Origin of the sequence: Bradyrhizobium sp. Ash2021, from assembly GCF_031202265.1 — a bacterium.
In the GTDB taxonomy this organism is placed as follows: Bacteria; Pseudomonadota; Alphaproteobacteria; order Rhizobiales; family Xanthobacteraceae; genus Bradyrhizobium.
The window spans coordinates 8,760,600-8,778,659 of sequence record NZ_CP100604.1 but is presented as its reverse complement, the minus strand read 5'-3'; the positions used below and the strand labels follow the sequence as shown (position 1 = coordinate 8,778,659).

The 18,060-nt window shown below is 63.3% G+C and carries 19 protein-coding genes and 1 other RNA gene; 9 read left to right on the top strand and 11 right to left on the bottom strand.

Annotated elements, in window-relative coordinates:
• Positions 1 to 90: 90 nt before the first annotated feature.
• Complete coding sequence (locus tag NL528_RS42200; protein ID WP_309180243.1) at positions 91 to 2,619, bottom strand: glycogen/starch/alpha-glucan phosphorylase; 2,529 nt, start codon at positions 2,617 to 2,619, stop codon at positions 91 to 93.
• A 224-nt stretch (positions 2,620 to 2,843) separates the two neighbouring features.
• Here NL528_RS42200 and NL528_RS42195 point away from each other — a divergent pair, with 224 nt between their 5' ends.
• Complete coding sequence (locus NL528_RS42195) at positions 2,844 to 3,074, top strand: hypothetical protein (RefSeq protein WP_309180242.1); 231 nt, start codon at positions 2,844 to 2,846, stop codon at positions 3,072 to 3,074.
• 51 nt (positions 3,075 to 3,125) lie between these two features.
• Here the strand turns inward: NL528_RS42195 and NL528_RS42190 are convergent, their stop codons facing one another.
• Positions 3,126 to 3,293: an RNA polymerase sigma factor region1.1 domain-containing protein gene (locus tag NL528_RS42190; RefSeq protein WP_309180241.1), complete on the bottom strand. Its 168-nt coding sequence runs from the start codon at positions 3,291 to 3,293 to the stop codon at positions 3,126 to 3,128.
• Positions 3,294 to 3,467: 174 nt separating this feature from the next.
• Between NL528_RS42190 and NL528_RS42185 the strand changes: the two genes are divergently transcribed.
• Positions 3,468 to 3,899, top strand: coding sequence for a hypothetical protein (locus NL528_RS42185; RefSeq protein ID WP_309180240.1), 432 nt, complete (start codon positions 3,468 to 3,470; stop codon positions 3,897 to 3,899).
• Between the two features lie 118 nt (positions 3,900 to 4,017).
• Here NL528_RS42185 and NL528_RS42180 read toward each other — a convergent pair whose 3' ends face one another.
• Together NL528_RS42180 and pyrE are read right to left on the bottom strand one after the other, a co-directional pair.
• Positions 4,018 to 4,824, bottom strand: a complete 807-nt coding sequence (locus NL528_RS42180; protein ID WP_375143946.1) for a DUF2865 domain-containing protein — start codon at positions 4,822 to 4,824, stop codon at positions 4,018 to 4,020.
• A gap of 300 nt (positions 4,825 to 5,124) precedes the next feature.
• On the bottom strand, positions 5,125 to 5,688 hold the full coding sequence (gene pyrE / locus NL528_RS42175; RefSeq protein WP_309180239.1) for an orotate phosphoribosyltransferase: 564 nt from the start codon (positions 5,686 to 5,688) through the stop codon (positions 5,125 to 5,127).
• Positions 5,689 to 5,880: 192 nt separating this feature from the next.
• Here pyrE and NL528_RS42170 point away from each other — a divergent pair, with 192 nt between their 5' ends.
• Positions 5,881 to 6,507, top strand: a complete 627-nt coding sequence (locus NL528_RS42170; RefSeq protein WP_309180238.1) for a glutathione S-transferase family protein — start codon at positions 5,881 to 5,883, stop codon at positions 6,505 to 6,507.
• Between the two features lie 114 nt (positions 6,508 to 6,621).
• On the opposite strand, the gene NL528_RS42165 is transcribed toward NL528_RS42170, so the two are convergent.
• The 6 genes from NL528_RS42165 to ffs all read right to left on the bottom strand — a co-directional run bounded on the left by NL528_RS42165 (position 6,622) and on the right by ffs (position 11,041).
• Positions 6,622 to 7,257 (bottom strand): LysE family translocator, encoded by a 636-nt coding sequence (locus tag NL528_RS42165; protein ID WP_309180237.1) that lies wholly within the window; start codon positions 7,255 to 7,257, stop codon positions 6,622 to 6,624.
• Positions 7,258 to 7,521: 264 nt separating this feature from the next.
• A complete protein-coding gene (locus NL528_RS42160; protein ID WP_309180236.1) occupies positions 7,522 to 7,953 on the bottom strand; it encodes a hypothetical protein in 432 nt (143 codons plus the stop codon).
• A 25-nt stretch (positions 7,954 to 7,978) separates the two neighbouring features.
• Positions 7,979 to 8,584, bottom strand: coding sequence for a recombination mediator RecR (gene recR / locus NL528_RS42155; RefSeq protein WP_074272838.1), 606 nt, complete (start codon positions 8,582 to 8,584; stop codon positions 7,979 to 7,981).
• Position 8,585: 1 nt separating this feature from the next.
• Positions 8,586 to 8,906: a YbaB/EbfC family nucleoid-associated protein gene (locus NL528_RS42150; protein WP_309180235.1), complete on the bottom strand. Its 321-nt coding sequence runs from the start codon at positions 8,904 to 8,906 to the stop codon at positions 8,586 to 8,588.
• Positions 8,907 to 8,942: 36 nt separating this feature from the next.
• The gene (locus tag NL528_RS42145) at positions 8,943 to 10,796 is read right to left on the bottom strand and encodes a DNA polymerase III subunit gamma/tau (RefSeq protein WP_309180234.1); all 1,854 of its coding nucleotides are present in this window, start codon (positions 10,794 to 10,796) and stop codon (positions 8,943 to 8,945) included.
• 148 nt (positions 10,797 to 10,944) lie between these two features.
• Positions 10,945 to 11,041: signal recognition particle sRNA small type (ffs, locus tag NL528_RS42140), an RNA gene on the bottom strand.
• 225 nt (positions 11,042 to 11,266) lie between these two features.
• Here ffs and NL528_RS42135 point away from each other — a divergent pair.
• The 6 genes from NL528_RS42135 (at position 11,267) to NL528_RS42110 (ending at position 16,312) form a co-directional block, all read left to right on the top strand.
• Positions 11,267 to 11,692 carry an HIT domain-containing protein gene (locus tag NL528_RS42135; protein ID WP_074278031.1) on the top strand — a complete coding sequence of 142 codons (426 nt, stop codon included), beginning with the start codon at positions 11,267 to 11,269 and terminating at the stop codon, positions 11,690 to 11,692.
• A 4-nt stretch (positions 11,693 to 11,696) separates the two neighbouring features.
• A complete protein-coding gene (gene nudC / locus NL528_RS42130; protein ID WP_309180233.1) occupies positions 11,697 to 12,647 on the top strand; it encodes an NAD(+) diphosphatase in 951 nt (316 codons plus the stop codon).
• A gap of 82 nt (positions 12,648 to 12,729) precedes the next feature.
• On the top strand, positions 12,730 to 13,692 hold the full coding sequence (locus tag NL528_RS42125) for a sugar kinase (RefSeq protein WP_309185228.1): 963 nt from the start codon (positions 12,730 to 12,732) through the stop codon (positions 13,690 to 13,692).
• 67 nt (positions 13,693 to 13,759) lie between these two features.
• A complete protein-coding gene (locus NL528_RS42120; RefSeq protein WP_309180232.1) occupies positions 13,760 to 14,260 on the top strand; it encodes an Lrp/AsnC family transcriptional regulator in 501 nt (166 codons plus the stop codon).
• A 271-nt stretch (positions 14,261 to 14,531) separates the two neighbouring features.
• On the top strand, positions 14,532 to 14,807 hold the full coding sequence (locus NL528_RS42115) for a hypothetical protein (RefSeq protein ID WP_375143945.1): 276 nt from the start codon (positions 14,532 to 14,534) through the stop codon (positions 14,805 to 14,807).
• Between the two features lie 35 nt (positions 14,808 to 14,842).
• Entirely contained in the window at positions 14,843 to 16,312 is a 1,470-nt protein-coding gene (locus NL528_RS42110; protein ID WP_309180230.1) for a methyl-accepting chemotaxis protein, read from the top strand.
• A 174-nt stretch (positions 16,313 to 16,486) separates the two neighbouring features.
• Here the strand turns inward: NL528_RS42110 and NL528_RS42105 are convergent, their stop codons facing one another.
• On the bottom strand, positions 16,487 to 17,986 hold the full coding sequence (locus tag NL528_RS42105; protein ID WP_309180229.1) for a phosphomannomutase/phosphoglucomutase: 1,500 nt from the start codon (positions 17,984 to 17,986) through the stop codon (positions 16,487 to 16,489).
• Positions 17,987 to 18,060: the final 74 nt, after the last annotated feature.

Here is an 18,060-nt window from a genome sequence, read left to right as displayed (position 1 = left end):
CAATGACGTTTTTGCTACCGCGCGCAGTATCACGGCAATTCCGCCGAATTCAATGACGTTGGAGGTAGTGGATTTCCACTCGCCGGAATTCTATCGCGTCGCCCCGCGCTGTGCGCCCGGCTCCTGCAACAATCGCGGCGAGGCCGGATGTACCGGCACGTTCCAGATTTCCTCGGCATATTCGCGGATGGTGCGGTCCGAGGAGAACCACGGCATTCGCGCGACGTTGAGGATCGAGGCGCGTGTCCAGGCCGGCATCACCTGCCAGCGCGCGTCGATGCCGCGCTGGGCGTCGTAGTAGGAATCGAAGTCGGCGCTGACCATGTAGTGGTCGAGATAGCGCAGCGCGTGCCCGATCGATTGGAACCGGGTGCGGTCGTCGGGCGAGAAGGCGCCGCTCTCGATCGCGCTGATCGCCCGCGCCAGCCGCGGCGAGCGGCCGATCACGTCGCTGGCGTCGAGCCCCTGCTTGCGCCGTATCATGACGTCGCCGGCCTCCATGCCGAAGATCGCGATATTCTCCTCGCCGACATGATCGCGGATTTCGATATTGGCGCCGTCCAGCGTGCCGATGGTCAGCGCGCCGTTCAGCGCCAGCTTCATGTTGCCGGTGCCGGAAGCCTCCATGCCCGCGGTCGAAATCTGCTCGGAAAGGTCGGCGGCGGGAATGATCATTTCGGCCAGGCTGACATTGTAGTCGGCGAGGAACACGACCTTCAGCCGTCCGGCGATGTCGGGATCGTTGTTGACGATCTCGGCGACGTCGTTGATCAGCTTGATGATCAGCTTGGCGTAGCGATAGCTCGCCGCCGCCTTGCCGGCGAAGATTTTTACCCGCGGCACCCAGTTGCGCTGGGGTTCGTCCTTGATCGCCTGATACAACGCGACCGCCTCGAGGATATTGAGCAGCTGCCGCTTGTATTCGTGGATGCGCTTGATCTGGACGTCGAACAGCGCCGACGGATCGACCATGATGTTGTTGCGCTCGGCGATCAGCCGCGCCAACGCCAGCTTGTTCTGGTGCTTGACGCCGCGGAAACGCTGCTGGAACGAATTGTCGCTGGCGCGGGCTTCGAGATGTTCGAAGCGCGAGAAATCGTCGAGCACGGCCTCGCCGCAGGCCTCGCGGATCAGGTCGGTCAGCCCCGGATTGGCCAGCATCAGCCAGCGGCGGAAGGTGATGCCATTGGTCTTGTTGGTGATGCGTCCCGGATAAAGATGGTTGAGATCGTTGAATACGGTCTCCTTCATCAGGTCGGAATGCATCGCCGAGACGCCGTTGATGCGATGCGAGCCGACGAACGCCAGTTGCCCCATCCGCACCCGGCGGCCAGACTTCTCGTCGATCAACGACACCGAGGCCCTGAAATCGATGTCGCCGGGACAGCGCTGGTCGGCCAGCGCCAGATGCGCGACATTGATGCGGTAGATGATCTCGAGATTGCGCGGCAGCAGCCGTTCGAACAGTTCGACCGGCCAGGTCTCGAGCGCCTCCGGCAGCAGCGTGTGGTTGGTATAGGACAGCGTCGCCACCGTGATCTTCCACGCCTCGTCCCAGCGGAAATTGTGCAGGTCGACCAGGATGCGCATCAGCTCGGTGACGGCCAGACTCGGATGGGTGTCGTTGAGCTGCACCGCGACCTTGGACGCCAGGCTGCGCAACTGCCCGTCGGCGGCAAGGTGCCGCTTGACCAGATCCTGCAGCGAAGCGGAGACGAAGAAATATTCCTGGCGCAGCCGCAGCTCGCGGCCCGCGGCACTCTCGTCATTCGGGTACAGGAACTTGCAGATCGATTCCGCGCGCGCTTCCTCGGCGACTGCGCCGAGATAGTCGCCGGAGTTGAAGATGTCGAGCTTGAGCGGGTCAGGCGCGTGCGCCGACCACAGCCGCAGCGCGTTGACGTGCTGGCCGCGCCAGCCCACGATCGGCGTGTCATAGGCCATGGCCTCCACGGTTTCCGCCGGATGCCAGGTCGCGCGGTCGCGGCCGCGGTCGTCGCTATGTTCGACATGGCCGCCGAAGTGGATGTTATAGACCACCTCCGGCCGCTGGAATTCCCAGGGGTTGCCGCAGCCGAGCCACTCGTCTGGATATTCGTGCTGCCAGCCGTGCGCGATGATCTGGCGGAACAGGCCGAAATCGTAACGGATGCCGTAGCCGATGGCGGGAATCGCCAGCGTCGCCATGCTCTCCATGAAGCAGGCCGCGAGCCGCCCGAGACCGCCATTGCCGAGTGCGGCATCCGGCTCGCATTTGCGCAGCTCGCCAAGGCCGACGCCGAGATCGCCTAGCGCCGCCTCGAACACCGGCAGCAAACCCATATTGTTCAGCGCGTCGGTGAACAGGCGGCCGATCAGGAATTCGAGCGAGAGATAATAGACCCGCTTGCGGCCCTCGTCGTAGCTCTGCTTTTCGGCCATCAACCAGCGGTGCACGATGCGGTCCCGCAACGCCAGCGCCGCCGCCTTGTACCAGTCGCGTTTGGTCGCCATCCCGGCGTCCTTGCCGATCGCCAGCCGCAGCTTGGTGAGGATCGCGCTTTTGATCTCGGCCAGCGCCAGCTCGTCGATCGGCTGGTTCAGCGCGGGATGGCTTCCTGGGAAAGATTGTTCTTGCACTGCGGCAATCCTGACATTGGGAGTTACTCAATGATACGCGTCTTGCACCGCAACCGAAACTGCCCAAGGGATTGTTGTACGCATACGCTGGTATGATTTTATGCAAGGACCGGGCCGATTTGCGGCCTCCGCGTGGCGCGGCTTTGGTGGTATAGTGAAAGCCGAAAGCCCAGCAATTGTTCGAAGTCATAGCGTTTTCAAGGCGGAGTGGGAGGGACCGGGCCATGAGATTGATGATCGAGATCGCCGCCGCGACGCTGTTGGTATTCTGCATCACCGCCACCAGCGCAGCGTTTGCCGCCGGCAAGGCCGGCCGCAGCGCCGACGGCCTGAGCTGTTCGTTCAGCGTGCCCGCGAACGCTTCCCCCGCGGCACGATGTGTGGCGATCAAGCGGCAATGCGGCGGAAAATTCTACGCCAATTATTGCGGCGACAAGATGCTGTCGGCGATGTGAGGCGTTGACCAGCGATCGCTTTATCGTCATCCCGGCGCAGGCCGAGACATCCTAATCTACAATATTTATTCCCTCGTCGCTCAAAGCCTCCATGATGGCTTCGATATCTTCCGGCTCGGTCGTGGCCGAGGGTACCAGCTCGTTGAGTTGATCGAAGGTGATGAAGCCTGTCGGGCGACCAAGCTCGATGGCTCTCCGGATCATGCTCTGCAACTCCATTTTGTCGATCCTCCTGAAATTGGGCCTCTACCAAATGGAGGGAGGACACTTCACGGCATCCTCGCTTCCGTCAGAACAAATTAAAGAACACTTTAGCAAGTCTTTGATATATCATTGTGATTCGGCGCAGTGCCGACACAATATCTATGGTCTATCCGAGTTAGCGAGGACTACATGTCCACCATCGCCTTCGATCAATTCGCGCTCACCCGCATCGCCGACTTTGCGCGCTCGCTGTCGCGCCTGCATCAGGCGTCACGCCGCCAGGTCGTCGACGACGATGCCATCGACCGCGAATTCAACGCCGTCTGCATGTCGGTGTGGGGCTACACCACCGACGATTTCAGCGACGATCTGTTTTCGCTTGGGGATCACGCCTGGCTCGATTCGCTCGATGAGGCCCATGCCCGCATCTTCGCCGCCGAGCAGGGCTACGACCTCGTCGACGATCAGGGCATGCTGACGGACTGGTGGGGCTATTGCTGGATGATCCTGGCCGAAAAGCGCGGCCTGCTGACGCCGGAGAACCGCGCCGCGGCGCGCGCAAGCATCGAGGAAAAATATCTGTCGGCGCCGAACGTGATCGGCGTCATCGTCGGGCGGTAGCGTTTCCCGCGGCTTTTTCCGTCATTGCGAGGAGCGAAGCGACGAAGCAATCCATTCTTTCTTTGCGCGGAGGGATGGATTGCTTCGCTTCGCTCGCAATGACGTTGAGAGACCGTCCTTAATTCACTTCCGCCCGCTTCGCCTTCGGCGCGACCGTCTTCGGCACTGACGTCGCCGGCAGCGCGACGTCGCGGCTGGTTTCGGGCATCACGGTTTCGCCAACCATTTCCGCGGTCAGGGGCGCGACCTTCATTTCTCCCAACCGCGCGCGGACCTCGGCGGTGAGGCCCGGATAGGAGGCGACCGGTGTGAAGTCGGCGGTCTGGTTGGCGCCCAGCCTGACGCCGGTATAGGCGACCAGACCGTCGGTGGTGGCCACCACATCGCCGGCGCGCAGCGATGTGTCGAGCGTCAGATCGACCGGCGCCAGGCCTGAGGGGCTTCGTCCGTTGCAGGTGCAATCGGCGCGCAGCGCCTTGCGGTAGGCGAAAGCGTTTTCGCTGTCGGCATAGCGCTCGCCGGTGCTCGAGGCCGCGCCGTCGATGGTGCTGCCGTAGAACACCTTGGTGGCGCTGGCCGGACAGAATGCCTGGCAGGTCGCAACCGGCGTAGCATTGCCGCGCATGGTCAGCGGAAAATATTTGCCGTCGCAACTGCGCACGCAGAAGGCGGGTCCGGAGCCGGCGACGCGCGGCGCAGGTGCCGATGCGGGTTGCTGTTGCTGATTGAGGCCGAACGGATCGGCAAAGAAGCTCGCCTGCGGCGGCGCCTGTCGCGCCTGCTGCTTCTGGCCGCCGAAAAACAGATCGAACAGGCCTTCGGCGGATGCGCCGCCGGGCACAAGCATCAGCGACGCAGCAAGGGTACCGGCGGCCACAAGCATCGCGCGGCGCGGCACGCGCGAAAAAGACAACTCTGTACGCAACGCTAACTCCACCCAACGCAACACGACGCCCTGAAACAACGCGTGCTTCAGTCGGGATTCACCATAGGGCGGGATGGTAAACGAGCAGTGACCGCGGAACGGCGGGCCGAAAAGAAATGCCGGTATCGAACCCGTCGGCACGTTTGGTTAGTTCATGCCCCGGATGCTGCGCAGCGCGTCAGCGGTGCGCTGCCGATCCGGGGCCCATCGCTCCGCCACGCAAGCGTTGGTCCCGGCTCTGCGGAGCAGCGTGAAGAACGCTGCACCGCGTCCGGGACACGTACTTCGAGCGAGTGGAAATCAATCCTTCAGAAACTCGCCGGCCTTGTACAGCGAGCGAAATTCAAGCCCGGCTTCGGCGAAGGTTTCGGTCGCACCCTCTTCGCGGTCCACCATGGTGAAGACCAGCACGATCTCGCCGCCGGCGTCGCGCACGGCTTCAACTGCCTTCAGCGCCGAGCCGCCGGTGGTGGTGACGTCCTCGACGATCACGATGCGCTTGCCTTGCAGGCTCTCGCCCTTGGCCAGGCCCTCCACCGCCAGCCGCGCGCCATGCTCCTTCGGCTTCTTGCGCACGAAGAAGGCTGCGATCGGGTGGCCCTTGAGCCAGGAGAGCTGCGCGATTGCGCCGGCCAGCGGCACCGCGCCCATTTCCAGCCCGCCGACGAAATCGAGCTGGTCGTCCTTCAGCGCCTCATAGGTCAGTTCCGCCAGCAGCGCGGCACCTTCGGGGTCGAGCATGGTCGGCTTGAGGTTGAAGTAAAAATCGCTCTTGCGGCCCGACGCCAGCGTGATCTCGCCGCGGCCGAACGAACGCTTGCGGATGATCTCGGCTAGGCGGGCGCGGGAGGCTGATTTGGACAAGGTTTTGTACTCGGGCGGTTGAGGCGGGCCGCAATCTATCGGCGGATGGCCGCACATTCCAGAGCCGATCTCATGCCGTCAACAGCGCCCGGCGAGCCTGCCGCGGGCGCGGGGACGCCCCGTGGAAAGCGCGGTTGTAAGGTTTGCGGGTTCCGGGGTACGGGATAGCCAAGCTTTTGTGGGGAAACCGGAATGACGATCGAACTGCACACCTGGAACACGCCCAACGGCCGCAAGATCTCGGTCGCGCTGGAGGAAATGGGGCTGCCCTACAAGGTGATCCCGGTGAACATCTCAAAGGGCGAGCAAATGGCGCCTTCATTCCTTGCAATCAGCCCGAACAACAAGATTCCCGCGATCGTCGATCCCGATGGCCCGGACGGCAAACGCGTCAGCGTGTTCGAGTCCGGGGCGATCCTGCTCTATCTCGGCGAAAAGACCGGTAAATTCCTGCCCAAGCCGCTGACCGAGCGCATCCCGGTCTATGAATGGCTGATGTGGCAGATGGGCGGTTTTGGGCCGATGCCCGGCCAGGTGCACCATTTCATCGCGCTGGAGCACGAGCAGGACCGCGCCTATGGCCTGAATCGCTATATGGCCGAGACGCGCCGGCTTTACGCCGTGCTGGATCGGCGGCTCGCGACCCGCGAATTCGTCGCCGACGCCTTGTCGGTCGCGGATTTCGCGATCCTCGGCTGGGCATGGCGCCACCCGCGCCACAAGGTCGAGCTTTCGGATTTCCCCCACGTCCAGCGCTGGTACAGCGCGCTGATGGCGCGTCCCGCCACCAAGCGCGGCATGGAGGCGAAGCTGGATTGAGCACCGGTTGTCATCACCCGCGAAAACGGGTGATCCAGTACGCCGTGGCATCTGTTGATGACGGAGGCGCCTCGGAGTACTGGGTGCCCCGCTTTCGCGGGGCATGACGACCTCCTACGCCCGCTTCGCCTCGAACGCCAGCTTCAGCGCAAAGCCCGCAAGCACGGTGCCCATCAGCCAGCGCTGGGCCCTGAGCCAGGCCGGGCGGGTGCCGAGAAATCCGGTGATGGAGCCCGCGGTCAGCGCGATCAGCGCGTTGACGCTGACGCTGATGACGATCTGGATGGTTCCGAACACGATCGACTGCGCCAGCACGCTGCCATCAGCGGGGTCGATGAACTGCGGCAGCAGCGCCAGATACAGCATCGCGATTTTCGGGTTGAGCAGGTTGGTGAGGAACCCCATCGCGAACAGTTTGCGCGGGCCGTCGACCGGCAGTTCCCGCACTTGAAATGGCGAGCGGCCGTTCGGCTTCAGCACCTGCCAGGCCAGCCACAGCAGATACAGCGCGCCGCCGAGCCGCAGCGCGTCATAGGCATAGGGCACTGCCAACAACAGCGCCGTGATGCCGAACGCCGCGCACAGCATGTAGAACACGAAGCCCAGCGCGACACCGCCGAGCGACACCATCCCCGCGCTCGATCCCTGCGCGATCGAGCGCGAGATCAGATAGATCATGTTGGGGCCCGGCGTCAGCACCATGCCGAACGAGACCAGGGCGAAGCCGAGCAGAGCGGAGAGATGGGGCATCGAGGGACTCGCGGGAAGGGGTCAGCGTGTTTCTAGCGCGCACGACGCCGCGATGTCATTTCGTAAATTGCACCGAGGGCAATTCGGTCCGCGGTTGCTCTCGTCCAGCCCTCCATTGTCATCGCCCGGCTTGACCGGGCGAATCCGCCCAGTATTCCACCGCAGTTGAGATTAAATCGAGAAGCCGCGGCTTACTGGATCGCCCGGTCAAGCCGGGCGACGACAGCTTTACAAGACACACAAACCGGAACGACAAAAGACGGTTCAATGCGTGGTCACGATACTCCACTTGGTGACCACGGCCTCGCTCATTTGCCCGGCATCCTGCGCGCACGCGATTTCATCGACCTTCACCGAGATTTCCTTGCCGACGAAGTTCTTCAGCTGCGCGGTCTGCGCCTCACTGGAGGCGATCAGCTGGAATGTTTCCGGGCCGGTTTCCAGATTGCACAGACCGTTCGGCGGCGGCAGCCGGCGCGGCTCGCTGGTGATCTGATAGGTGGAGACGCGCTTGCCAGCTTTGCCGCCACGGACCTTCATGGTGTTGAGTTCCCCGGAAAGAACGCCGCCGGCACTGATCAATTTGCCCGCTTTCGGCACGGGCTCGGCCTGCTGCGCGCCTGCGGAAGGCGCGGCAAACGCCACCGCCATGATTGCTGCAAAGGCCAGGCGTTTGCCGAATCGTTGTTTCGTCATGTCGAATCAGTTCCGTTGTGTGATTCTAGAACAGCGTTCGCTGCCGCATGGCAGCCGATAGCGTACCTTCGTCGAGATAATCAAGTTCGCCGCCGACCGGCACCCCGTGGGCCAGCCGCGTCACCTTGACGTTGGCCTCCTGCAGGAGATCGGTGATGTAATGCGCGGTGGTCTGGCCATCAACCGTTGCATTCAGCGCCAGGATGATTTCGCTCACCTGCGGGTCATGCGCGCGCGCCACCAGCGCGTCGATGGTCAGGTCTTGCGGCCCGACGCCGTCCAGCGGCGACAGCGTTGCACCGAGCACGTGATAGCGGCCGTTGGTCGCATTCGCCCGCTCCAGCGCCCACAAATCCGCGACGTCGGCGACCACGACGATGATGGAGCCATCGCGCCGCGGGTCGGTGCACACCGTGCAGGGGCTTTGGGTGTCGATATTGCCGCAGGTCTTGCAGACCTGGATCTTGTCGATCGCCACCTGCAGCGCGCCGGCCAGCGGCGTCATCAAGGCTTCGCGCTTCTTGATCAGATGCAGCGCCGCGCGCCGCGCCGAGCGCGGCCCAAGCCCCGGCAGCCGCGCCAACAGCTGGATCAGGCGCTCGATTTCGGGACCGGCAACCGCAGAGGCCATTTCAGCCGAGACCAAATCCCGGCGGCAAAGCCAAGCCACCGGTCAGCGCTTGCATCTTTTCCTGCACCGCGGCTTCCGCCTTGCGCCGCGCGTCATTATGCGCGGTCACCAGCAGATCCTCCAGGATCTCGCGCTCGTCGACCTTCATCAGCGACGGATCGATCTTCACCGCCTTGACTTCCATCTTGGCCGTCATGCGGACGGCGACGAGCCCGCCGCCGGAAATGCCCTCGACTTCGACGTTGCCGAGTTCTTCCTGCATCGCCTGCATCTTGGACTGCAGCTGCGCCGCCTGCTTCATCATGCCGAGAAAATCAGCCATACATGTTTTCCTTGCGTGCGTCCTCTTGGATATCGCTCAATCGTCGCTGTCGGACGGATCGAGCGGGTCTTCACCGCTGGCATCGGATTCCGGCGGCTCGGCGGCGAGCTTGCGCACCTCGACGACCTTGGCGCCGGGAAACCGCGCCAGCACTTCCTGCACGCGCGGGTCAGCCTCCGCGGCACGCTCGCGCTCGTTCTTGATGACCTCGTTCTGCGACCGCAGCGTCGGCTGTCCGGCCTCGTTGGACACGATCACGGTCCAGCGCCGCCCGGTCCATTGCTCCAGCTTGCGGGAGAGATCGTTGACCAGCATGCGCGCGGCGTTGCGTTCGAGTGCGACTTCCAGCCGTCCATCCTCGATGCGTACCAGGCGCACATCGGCTTCCAGCGCCGCCTTGGTCATGAGATCGCGCTTCTCGCCGGCGAGTGCGACGAGTTGCGGAAAGGTCGTGATCCGCAGCGCGAGCGCGGACTGCGCCTCGGGTGCGGAAGCGATGGCCTGTGGACGCGCGGACGCGTCGGCGCCGGCGCGCGGTGCGGCGGGCGGTGAGCGCATTGGCGAAGAAGAAATCGACGATACCGTCGAGGCTGGCGCAGGCCGTGACACCGATGCGCCGCCAGAGACCACCGGCGAGGCGCCGCCGTTCTGCTCGATCATCCTGATCGCTTCATCGGGCGTCGGCATGTCGGCGACATAGGCGATACGCACCAGCACCATTTCCGCCGCCGCCGCCGGCCGGGTCGCGGTCTGCACTTCGGCAATGCCCTTGAGCAGCATCTGCCACATCCGCGACAGCACCCGCATCGAAAGTTTCAATGCGAATTCGCGCGCACGCAGCCGTTCGGTCTCACCAAAGGCGACATTGTCGGCGGTCGCCGGCACGATCTTCACGCGGGTGACGAAATTGACGAATTCGGCGAGGTCGGACAGCACCACGATTGGATCGGCGCCGACGTCATACTGCTCGCGAAACTCCTTGAACGCGCCGGCGATATCGCCGCGCGCCAGCGAATCGAACAGGTCGATCACCCGGGTGCGGTCGGCAAGGCCGAGCATTTGTCGCACCGCATCGGCGCGCACCAGGCCTGCCGCATGCGCGATCGCCTGGTCGAACAGCGACAGCGAATCGCGCACCGAGCCTTCCGCCGCGCGCGCGATGATGCCCAGCGCTTCCGCTTCGACCTCCACGCCCTCTTTCGCGGCGATATTGGAGAGATGCTTCATCAGCACGTCGGCCTCGACCCGGCGCAAGTCAAAACGCTGGCAGCGCGACAGCACCGTGACCGGGACTTTACGGATTTCGGTGGTGGCGAAGACGAATTTGGCGTGCTCCGGCGGCTCCTCCAGCGTCTTCAGGAACGCGTTGAAGGCCGCGGTCGAGAGCATGTGGACTTCGTCGATGATGTAGACCTTGTAGCGTGCGCTCGCCGGTGCATAGCGCACACTGTCGTTGATCTGGCGCACGTCGTCGACGCCGGTATGTGAGGCGGCGTCCATTTCCAGCACGTCCATGTGCCGGCTTTCCATGATTGCCCGGCAATGCACGCCGAGATCAGGCATGTGGATGGTCGGTCCCTTCACCGATCCGTCCGGCAGTTCGTAATTCAGCGCGCGGGCCAGAATCCGCGCCGTTGTGGTCTTGCCCACCCCGCGTACCCCGGTCAGGATCCAGGCCTGCGGAATTCGCCCCGTCTCGAACGCATTCGAAACGGTGCGCACCATGGCCTCCTGGCCGATCAAATCGTCGAAGCTGGAGGGGCGGTATTTGCGCGCCAGCACCCGATAGGGTTTGCCGGCCCCAGGGACCTCGGAAGGCTGGCCGCCGATATCGAAGCCGCCCTGGTCGGCGCTGTCAGGCTGATTGGAGGGAGCGCCAGCGTCGTTCATCGGTCGATCCGCAAATGATTGTCTCTCACGGCCGGCTTGCGGAAAGGATTTACACGTATTCTGATCGCAAAACCGGTGCCCACTTTTGCGGAATACGCGAATCAAGCGCGGGACTGGCCGCTCTTAGCGCGATTCGCTCGAAAAACAGGTAGGAGACTGACGAGCGACCCGATCCGGACCTCGTTAGGGCTGCTTCCTTCCGGACCTGACCCGGTTGGCGAGTGGCTCGTCCACCGCCAATCTCCCGGTCCCTATTTGGGGCCAAAAGGGCCGGAAAGCAAGCGGGGCATTGGCTGTCATACCCCGCGAAAGCGGGGTATCCAGTACCCGGCGGCCGATCGATCAGATGAGAGGCCGCAGGGTACTGGATCATCCGCTTTCGCGGATGATGACGCCTTGATATGAAGCCGCACGGGTGCCCACTGAAGGCACCTATAAGCCCGACGCGTATCGGGCATTTGGGAACCTATATGCCCACTGACGCCTCCGCCTGGTCGCTGCATTCACAGCTCAAAAAGGACACCATCGACATCGGCGACCTGCCGCTGTGCCGGGTGCTGGTCATCAAGGACGCGCATTACCCGTGGCTGTTGCTGGTGCCGCGCCGGGATGGCGCGTCGGAAATCATCGACCTCGACGAGGTCGAGCAGGCGCAGTTGATGACCGAAATTTCCCGCGTCGCCCGGGCCCTGAAAGAGGTCACGCAGTGCGACAAGCTGAATATCGCCGCCCTTGGCAATCTGGTGCCGCAACTTCACGTGCACGTTATCGCGCGCCGTTCGAGCGACGTCGCATGGCCGCGCCCGGTCTGGGGCGTGATGCCGCCGCTGGCGCATGACGCCGAGGAGGTGCAGAATTTCATCAGCGCGCTTCGCCGCAAGATTTGGCTAGGTTGAATACATGTCAGCATTCGATTCGTTTCCACTCGGGAAGCCGGCTTTCGTCACCCATGTTCTCGATCGCGCCGCGCATCTGCGCGGCAATGACGAAAAATTGTTCGCGCTGGAAAGCCATCGCGATGCCCGGGCCTATGTGATCTATCGCGACTCGCTGGTGGCGAAGCAGGAGCCGGACGGCCCGCGCGTACTGCTGCGCATCGACGAGGCGCTGAAGTTCGGCGCCAATCCCGGCACGATCTTCTTAGGCTTGCGCGACGGCGCGCCGATATTCGGCATGGGCATCGCGGCCGCCGCGGTGGAAAAGCTGCTGACCGGCCAGGAAGCGGTCGTAACCGAGCTTCGCGGCATGGCGATGCAGGGCGTGGTGCCGCCAGAGCAGCTTTCCGCGATCGCGATGGCGAAATCGATGGTGACCTGGCATCAGCGTCACGGGTTTTGCGCCAATTGCGGCACCCGCACAGCGATGAAGGAAGGCGGCTGGAAGCGCGAGTGCCCGAACTGCAAGGCCGAGCACTTTCCGCGCACCGATCCCGTCGTGATCATGCTGGTGACCTCTGGCGACAAATGCCTGCTCGGCCGGCAGAAGCAGTTCCTGCCCGGGATGTATTCCTGCCTTGCGGGATTTGTCGAAGCCGCCGAAACCATCGAGGATGCGGTCCGCCGCGAGATCTTCGAGGAGGCCGGGATCCGTTGCACCGATGTGAATTACTACATGACGCAGCCCTGGCCCTATCCGTCCTCGCTGATGATCGGATGCACCGCGCGCGCCACCAGCGAGGACATCGTCGTCGACCGCACCGAACTCGAGGACGCCCGCTGGTTCGACCGCGCCGAAGCGACCCTGATGATCAAGCGCCAGCACCCAGACGGCCTCGCCGGGCCGCATCCGTTTGCGATCGCGCACCATTTGCTTGGACGCTGGGTGCATGGGGAAAACAACGCCGGCGCATAGCGGGGAACCGTACCATGGACCAATCCATTAACTCCGGGCATTGGTTCCGGCAGAACGCGGAACCGGCATGACGGATCCCGTTATGAACTTTCACGCCAAAGCGCCGAAAATCCCTCCGCGCATCCTTTGCATCGGAATGCCGGTGCGCGACCTGACATTTCGCGTCCGCAGCGTGCCCGCCCGCGGCTCCAAGGAGAACGCCACCCATTTCGACGAGATTTGCGGCGGCAACGCGCTCAATGCCGCGATCGGCATCGTCCGCCTCGGCGGCCGCGCCTCGGTCTGCGGGCCGATGGGCGACGCGCACGAGACGTCGAGCCGCTTTATCTTCGACAAACTCGCGCATGAAGGCATCGAGACCAAGCACGTGGTGCACATGCCGGGTCTGGTGACGCCGATCTCCACCGTCATGGTCGATCCGAGCGGCGAGCGCACCATCGTCACGTTCCGAGATCCGGAATTGTGGAAGGTCCATCTGCCGCCCACCAAGACGCTGCTGGACGACTGCGCCGCCATCCTGACCGAAAACCGCTGCGCAGAATTCTGCACCGATCTTTGCGCCGAGGCCGTCCGGCGCGGCATCCCCGTGATCGTCGACGTCGATCGCGCGATGTCGCTGCGCGAGGGATTGCTCAACGCCTCTTCTCATTTGGTGTTCTCGAGCGAGCCGCTGCAGGAAACCGCCGACGTCAAAGACGACGGCGCCGCGCTGAAGAAGATCGCAAAGCTGACGCATTCGTTCCTCGCGGGAACGCGCGGACCGAAGGGCACCATCTGGCTTGATGAGCAGGGCAATTTGCAGGAGACCCCGGCCTTCCCGGTCCATACCGTCGACACGCTGGGCGCCGGTGACGTGTTCCATGGCGCATTCGCGCTCGCCATCACGGAAAAACAGGAGATCCGCCAGGCCCTCCGCTTCGCATCCGCCGCTGCCGCGCTGAAATGCACCCGGTTCGGCGGCGCCTTCGCGGCCCCGCAACGTGCTGAGGTTGAAGCACTTTTAGGCCAAAGCCAGGGGGTGGGCCCGGCTGAGGCTGATCAATAGCGGGCTTGATTTGGAAGATTTTTCTATATATGAGGGATACAACCCTTTCATATGGAACTTTATTCTCATGACCGACCTAGCCGTTCAGCTTCATGAAGCCAATCGTCGCCTCGACGCCATCGACCGTAAAATCTTGACCGTGCTGCAGGAGGACGCCTCGCTCTCCGTGGCCGAGATCGGCGACCGGGTCGGCCTGTCCTCGACGCCGTGCTGGAAACGTATCCAGCGGCTGGAGGCCGACGGGGTGATTCTGCGCCGGGTCGCCCTGGTCGATCAGAACAAGATCGGGCTCGGCATTTCGGTGTTCGTCTCGGTCGAGAGTTCCGATCACTCGGAGGCTTGGCTCAAGACCTTCGCCACCGCCGTCAGCGCCATGCCCGAGGTGATGGAGTTCTACCGGATGGCAGGCGACGTCGATTACATGCTGCGCGTCGTGGTCGCCGATATGGCGAGCTATGACGTGTTCTACAAAAAGCTGATCAGCGCCGTGCCGCTGAAGAACGTCACCTCGCGCTTTGCGATGGAGAAGATCAAGTCGGTCACCGCCCTGCCGGTGCCGGCGGCTTAGCACTGCTGTCATCATCCGCGAAAGCGGATGATCCGGTATTTCAGAGCAGTCGAAATAGAATCGAGAGGCCGCGGCGTACTGGATACTCCGCATGCGCGGGGTATGACGGTAGCGGCAAGCCGTCCGACCGCTGTCACACGCGATCCCCCGTGCCTATACGGTTCGTTAACTCAACATTTACGAGCAATTAGCTTCGTCACGTTATTGTCCCGCGATGGAGCCGGGAAGAATCATCCAAACGACGCGATGGCCCGCCTGGCTGAACGCGGCTGTGTTGCTGGTCGCGAGCTGGATCGCGATCGCGACGCTGTCGCTGCAGGTCCGTCCTGGCGCCGAGGCCGTGGCGGTGGTTTTCCCGCCATGGTGGAGCGCCCAGCAAGTGTTCGCGGCTGCGGCGTCCGCCAACGCCGCCATTATCCGGATGACGGCGATCCCGTCACTCCTGGTGGTGCGGCCGGATGACCACGACGGACTAACGCGGCTGCGCGGTGCCGGCGCCTGGCTCGCCATGGATCCGCAGGCCATCGCCGCCTGCCTGACGAAATAGAACGCTTTTTTTGAATGCCATTTGGGGGACTGGGAATGACCATCGAAAGCGATGAGCTGGCCAATTTGCGTGAGATCACGAGCAAGACCTTGCTTGGCGTGCTCTGGCTCCAGGTTCCGATTGCCGTTGCGATCGGCGTCACGCGCGGCACGGCATGGATCGTGCCGGCGGCTCTGGTGGCCGCGATGGCGCTGGCTGCGATGATGTCGTGGCGCGCTTCGGGCAATGGATTGTCGACCCGGCTGATCTTCGCCGTCGCGCTGATGGGCGCCGTGTCGGTGCTTGCGTTCGAGTTTGCCGGCCACCCCTGGCAGATCGACATGCACATGTACTTCTTCGCAGCCTTGGCCTGGCTCGTTGCCTATTGCGACTATCGGCCGATCGTCGTCGGCACGGTTGCGGTGGCCCTGCACCATCTGGCGCTGAATTTCCTGCTTCCGGCGGCGATCTATCCCGACGGTGGTGATTTTGGCCGCGTCGTTCTTCACGCCACCATCCTCCTGATCGAAGCCGGCGTCCTCGGCTGGCTGGCGCTCAAGCTCTCGCATCTGTTCGAGATGGCGGCCGGGAAGACCACAGAAGCCGAGGCCGCAAGTGCTGCCGAGGCGCGCGCCAATGCCGACCGCAGCGAGGCCGAACGCAAGGCGAAACAGGAACGCGACGCGGCCCGCCGCGAACTCGCCGCCGGCTTCGAGCGCAAGGTCGGCAGCATCGTCGAGGCGGTCGCCGTGGCCGCCGGCGACATGCAGGGCCTGTCGTCGTCGATCAGTGCCAGCAATACCGAAACCGCGCGCCAGACCGCGGCTGCCGCCGCGGCCTCGACGCAGGCCTCCGCCAATGTCGAAACGGTGGCGTCCGCGACCGAAGAACTGACGGCGTCGATCAACAGCATCGCCCAGCAGGTCACCCGTTCGGCCGAAATCGCCACCAAAGCCGCCGCGGAAGCCCGCCGCACCAACACCGTGGTCGAGGGGCTTGCCGCCGGCACCCAGAAGATCGGCGAAGTCGTGACGCTGATCCAGAACATTGCGAGCCAGACCAATCTCTTGGCCTTGAACGCCACCATCGAAGCCGCGCGCGCCGGCGAACATGGCCGGGGATTCGCGGTCGTCGCCAGCGAGGTCAAGGCGCTGGCCAATCAGACCGCCAAGGCAACCGAGGAAATTTCGGCGCAGATCCAGGACATCCAGACCGCGACCGGCGAAGCCGTAACCGCGATCCAGGCGATTGGCGGGACCATTGCCGAGATCGACGAGATCTCCAACGAAATCGCCGCCGCCGTCGACCAGCAGGGCGCAGCGACGCGCGAAATCGCCGGCAATGTGCAGCAGGCCGCCAACGGCACCAGGGACGTCAACAACAACATCGCCGGCGTCAGCCGGGCGAGCGAGGAAGCCGGCAAGGCGGCCTCAAAGCTGCTCGACGCCGCCAACGGATTGTCGTCGCAGTCCGATCGGCTGAAGTCCGAGGTCAAGGGATTCCTGGGCTCGCTGCACGTGGCGTAGGTTACTGTCATCGCCCGCCAACGGGTCGGCCGAATGGCCGCCCGATGACAGGCTCCGGCGGGCGATCCAGTATTCCAGAGACAGTAGTGATTGAACCGAGGAGCCGCGGCGTACTGGATCCCCCGCTTTCGCGGGGGATGACCGCCGAGAAGACAGTGCGCTCGGGCGCCCGCCTCAGATCTTCTGATTATATTTGCCGACTTCGGGGTGGGTGCGCAACACCGAATCCATCGCCTCGAACATGTCGTGCATGCGCTTTTCCGAGACCGGGCTCTCGACCACGACCACCAGCTCCGGCTTGTTGGAGGAGGCCCGCACCAGGCCCCAGCTGCCGTCCTCGGCTGTCACGCGGACGCCGTTGACGGTGACGAGATCGCGGATGTTTTGCCCGGCAACCTTCTCGCCCTTGCTTTGCAGCGCCTCGAAATGCTTCACCACGCTATCGACGACACCATATTTGGTTTCGTCCGCGCAATGCGGCGACATCGTCGGCGACGACCAGGTTTTCGGGAGCGCGTCTTTCAGATCAGCCATCGACTTGTCCGGCGCGCGATCGAGCATTTCGCAGATCGCGATCGCCGAGATCAGGCCGTCGTCATAACCGCGGCCGAACGGCTTGTTGAAGAAGAAGTGGCCGGATTTCTCGAAGCCCGCCAGCGCCCCCAGCTCGTTGGTGCGGCGCTTCATGTAGGAATGGCCGGTCTTCCAATAGGTGATTTTGGCGCCCTGTCTTTGCAGCACGGGGTCGGTGACAAAAAGCCCGGTCGATTTCACGTCGACCACGAACTGTGCATCCCTGGTGATCGCCGACATGTCGCGCGCCAGCATCACGCCGACCTTGTCGGCAAAGATTTCTTCACCGGTATTATCGACCACGCCGCAGCGGTCGCCATCGCCGTCGAAGCCAAGGCCGACATCGGCCTTGTGCGCGAGTACCGCGTCGCGGATCGCGTGCAGCATCTCCATATCTTCGGGGTTCGGATTGTATTTCGGAAAGGTGTAATCTAGCTCGGTGTCGAGCGGGATCACCTCGCAGCCGATCGCTTCCATCACCTGCGGCGCAAACGCACCGGCAGTGCCGTTGCCGCAGGCAACCACCACCTTCAGCTTGCGCTTCAGCTTCGGGCGTTTGGTGAGATCGGCGATATAGCGCGCCGGAAAGTTTTCGTGGAATTGATAGGAGCCGCCGGCCTTGTTCTTGAAATCGGCGTTGAGCACGATCTCCTTCAGCCGCGTCATCTCGTCGGGGCCGAAGGTCAGCGGACGGTTGACGCCCATCTTGACGCCGGTCCAGCCATTGTCGTTATGCGACGCGGTCACCATCGCGACGCAGGGCACGTCGAGGTCGAACTGCGCGAAATAGGCCATCGGCGTCATGCAGAGGCCTATATCGTGGACCTTGCAGCCTGACGCCATCAGCCCCGAGATCAGCGCATATTTGATCGAGGCCGAATAGCCGCGGAAATCGTGGCCGGTGACAATCTCCTGTTTGCGGCCCAGTTCCGAGATCAGCGCGCCGAGGCCCATGCCCAGCGCTTGAATGCCCATCAGGTTGATTTCCTTGTTGAACAGCCAGCGCGCATCATATTCGCGAAAGCCGGTCGCCTTCACCATCGGCTCGGATTCAAAGGCATAGGTATTCGGAACCAGCACGGATTTCGGCTTCGGAAACATTTAATAAGGGCCTCGTGAGCTTGCTGAGGGGCAACGCCGCAGGCTTAGCGAAAGCACGGGCGCAGCGGAAGGCA

Bases quoted from the DNA above. Each gene is read 5' to 3' on its own strand.
- NL528_RS42195 (WP_309180242.1), top strand. From the start codon at position 2,844: ATGAGATTGATGATCGAGATCGCCGCCGCGACGCTGTTGGTATTCTGC.
- NL528_RS42190 (WP_309180241.1), bottom strand. From the start codon at position 3,293: ATGGAGTTGCAGAGCATGATCCGGAGAGCCATCGAGCTTGGTCGCCCG.
- NL528_RS42185 (WP_309180240.1), top strand. From the start codon at position 3,468: ATGTCCACCATCGCCTTCGATCAATTCGCGCTCACCCGCATCGCCGAC.
- NL528_RS42170 (WP_309180238.1), top strand. From the start codon at position 5,881: ATGACGATCGAACTGCACACCTGGAACACGCCCAACGGCCGCAAGATC.
- NL528_RS42165 (WP_309180237.1), bottom strand. From the start codon at position 7,257: ATGCCCCATCTCTCCGCTCTGCTCGGCTTCGCCCTGGTCTCGTTCGGC.
- NL528_RS42160 (WP_309180236.1), bottom strand. From the start codon at position 7,953: ATGACGAAACAACGATTCGGCAAACGCCTGGCCTTTGCAGCAATCATG.
- recR (WP_074272838.1), bottom strand. From the start codon at position 8,584: ATGGCCTCTGCGGTTGCCGGTCCCGAAATCGAGCGCCTGATCCAGCTG.
- NL528_RS42150 (WP_309180235.1), bottom strand. From the start codon at position 8,906: ATGGCTGATTTTCTCGGCATGATGAAGCAGGCGGCGCAGCTGCAGTCC.
- NL528_RS42145 (WP_309180234.1), bottom strand. From the start codon at position 10,796: ATGAACGACGCTGGCGCTCCCTCCAATCAGCCTGACAGCGCCGACCAG.
- NL528_RS42135 (WP_074278031.1), top strand. From the start codon at position 11,267: ATGCCCACTGACGCCTCCGCCTGGTCGCTGCATTCACAGCTCAAAAAG.
- nudC (WP_309180233.1), top strand. From the start codon at position 11,697: ATGTCAGCATTCGATTCGTTTCCACTCGGGAAGCCGGCTTTCGTCACC.
- NL528_RS42125 (WP_309185228.1), top strand. From the start codon at position 12,730: ATGAACTTTCACGCCAAAGCGCCGAAAATCCCTCCGCGCATCCTTTGC.
- NL528_RS42120 (WP_309180232.1), top strand. From the start codon at position 13,760: ATGACCGACCTAGCCGTTCAGCTTCATGAAGCCAATCGTCGCCTCGAC.
- NL528_RS42110 (WP_309180230.1), top strand. From the start codon at position 14,843: ATGACCATCGAAAGCGATGAGCTGGCCAATTTGCGTGAGATCACGAGC.
- NL528_RS42105 (WP_309180229.1), bottom strand. From the start codon at position 17,986: ATGTTTCCGAAGCCGAAATCCGTGCTGGTTCCGAATACCTATGCCTTT.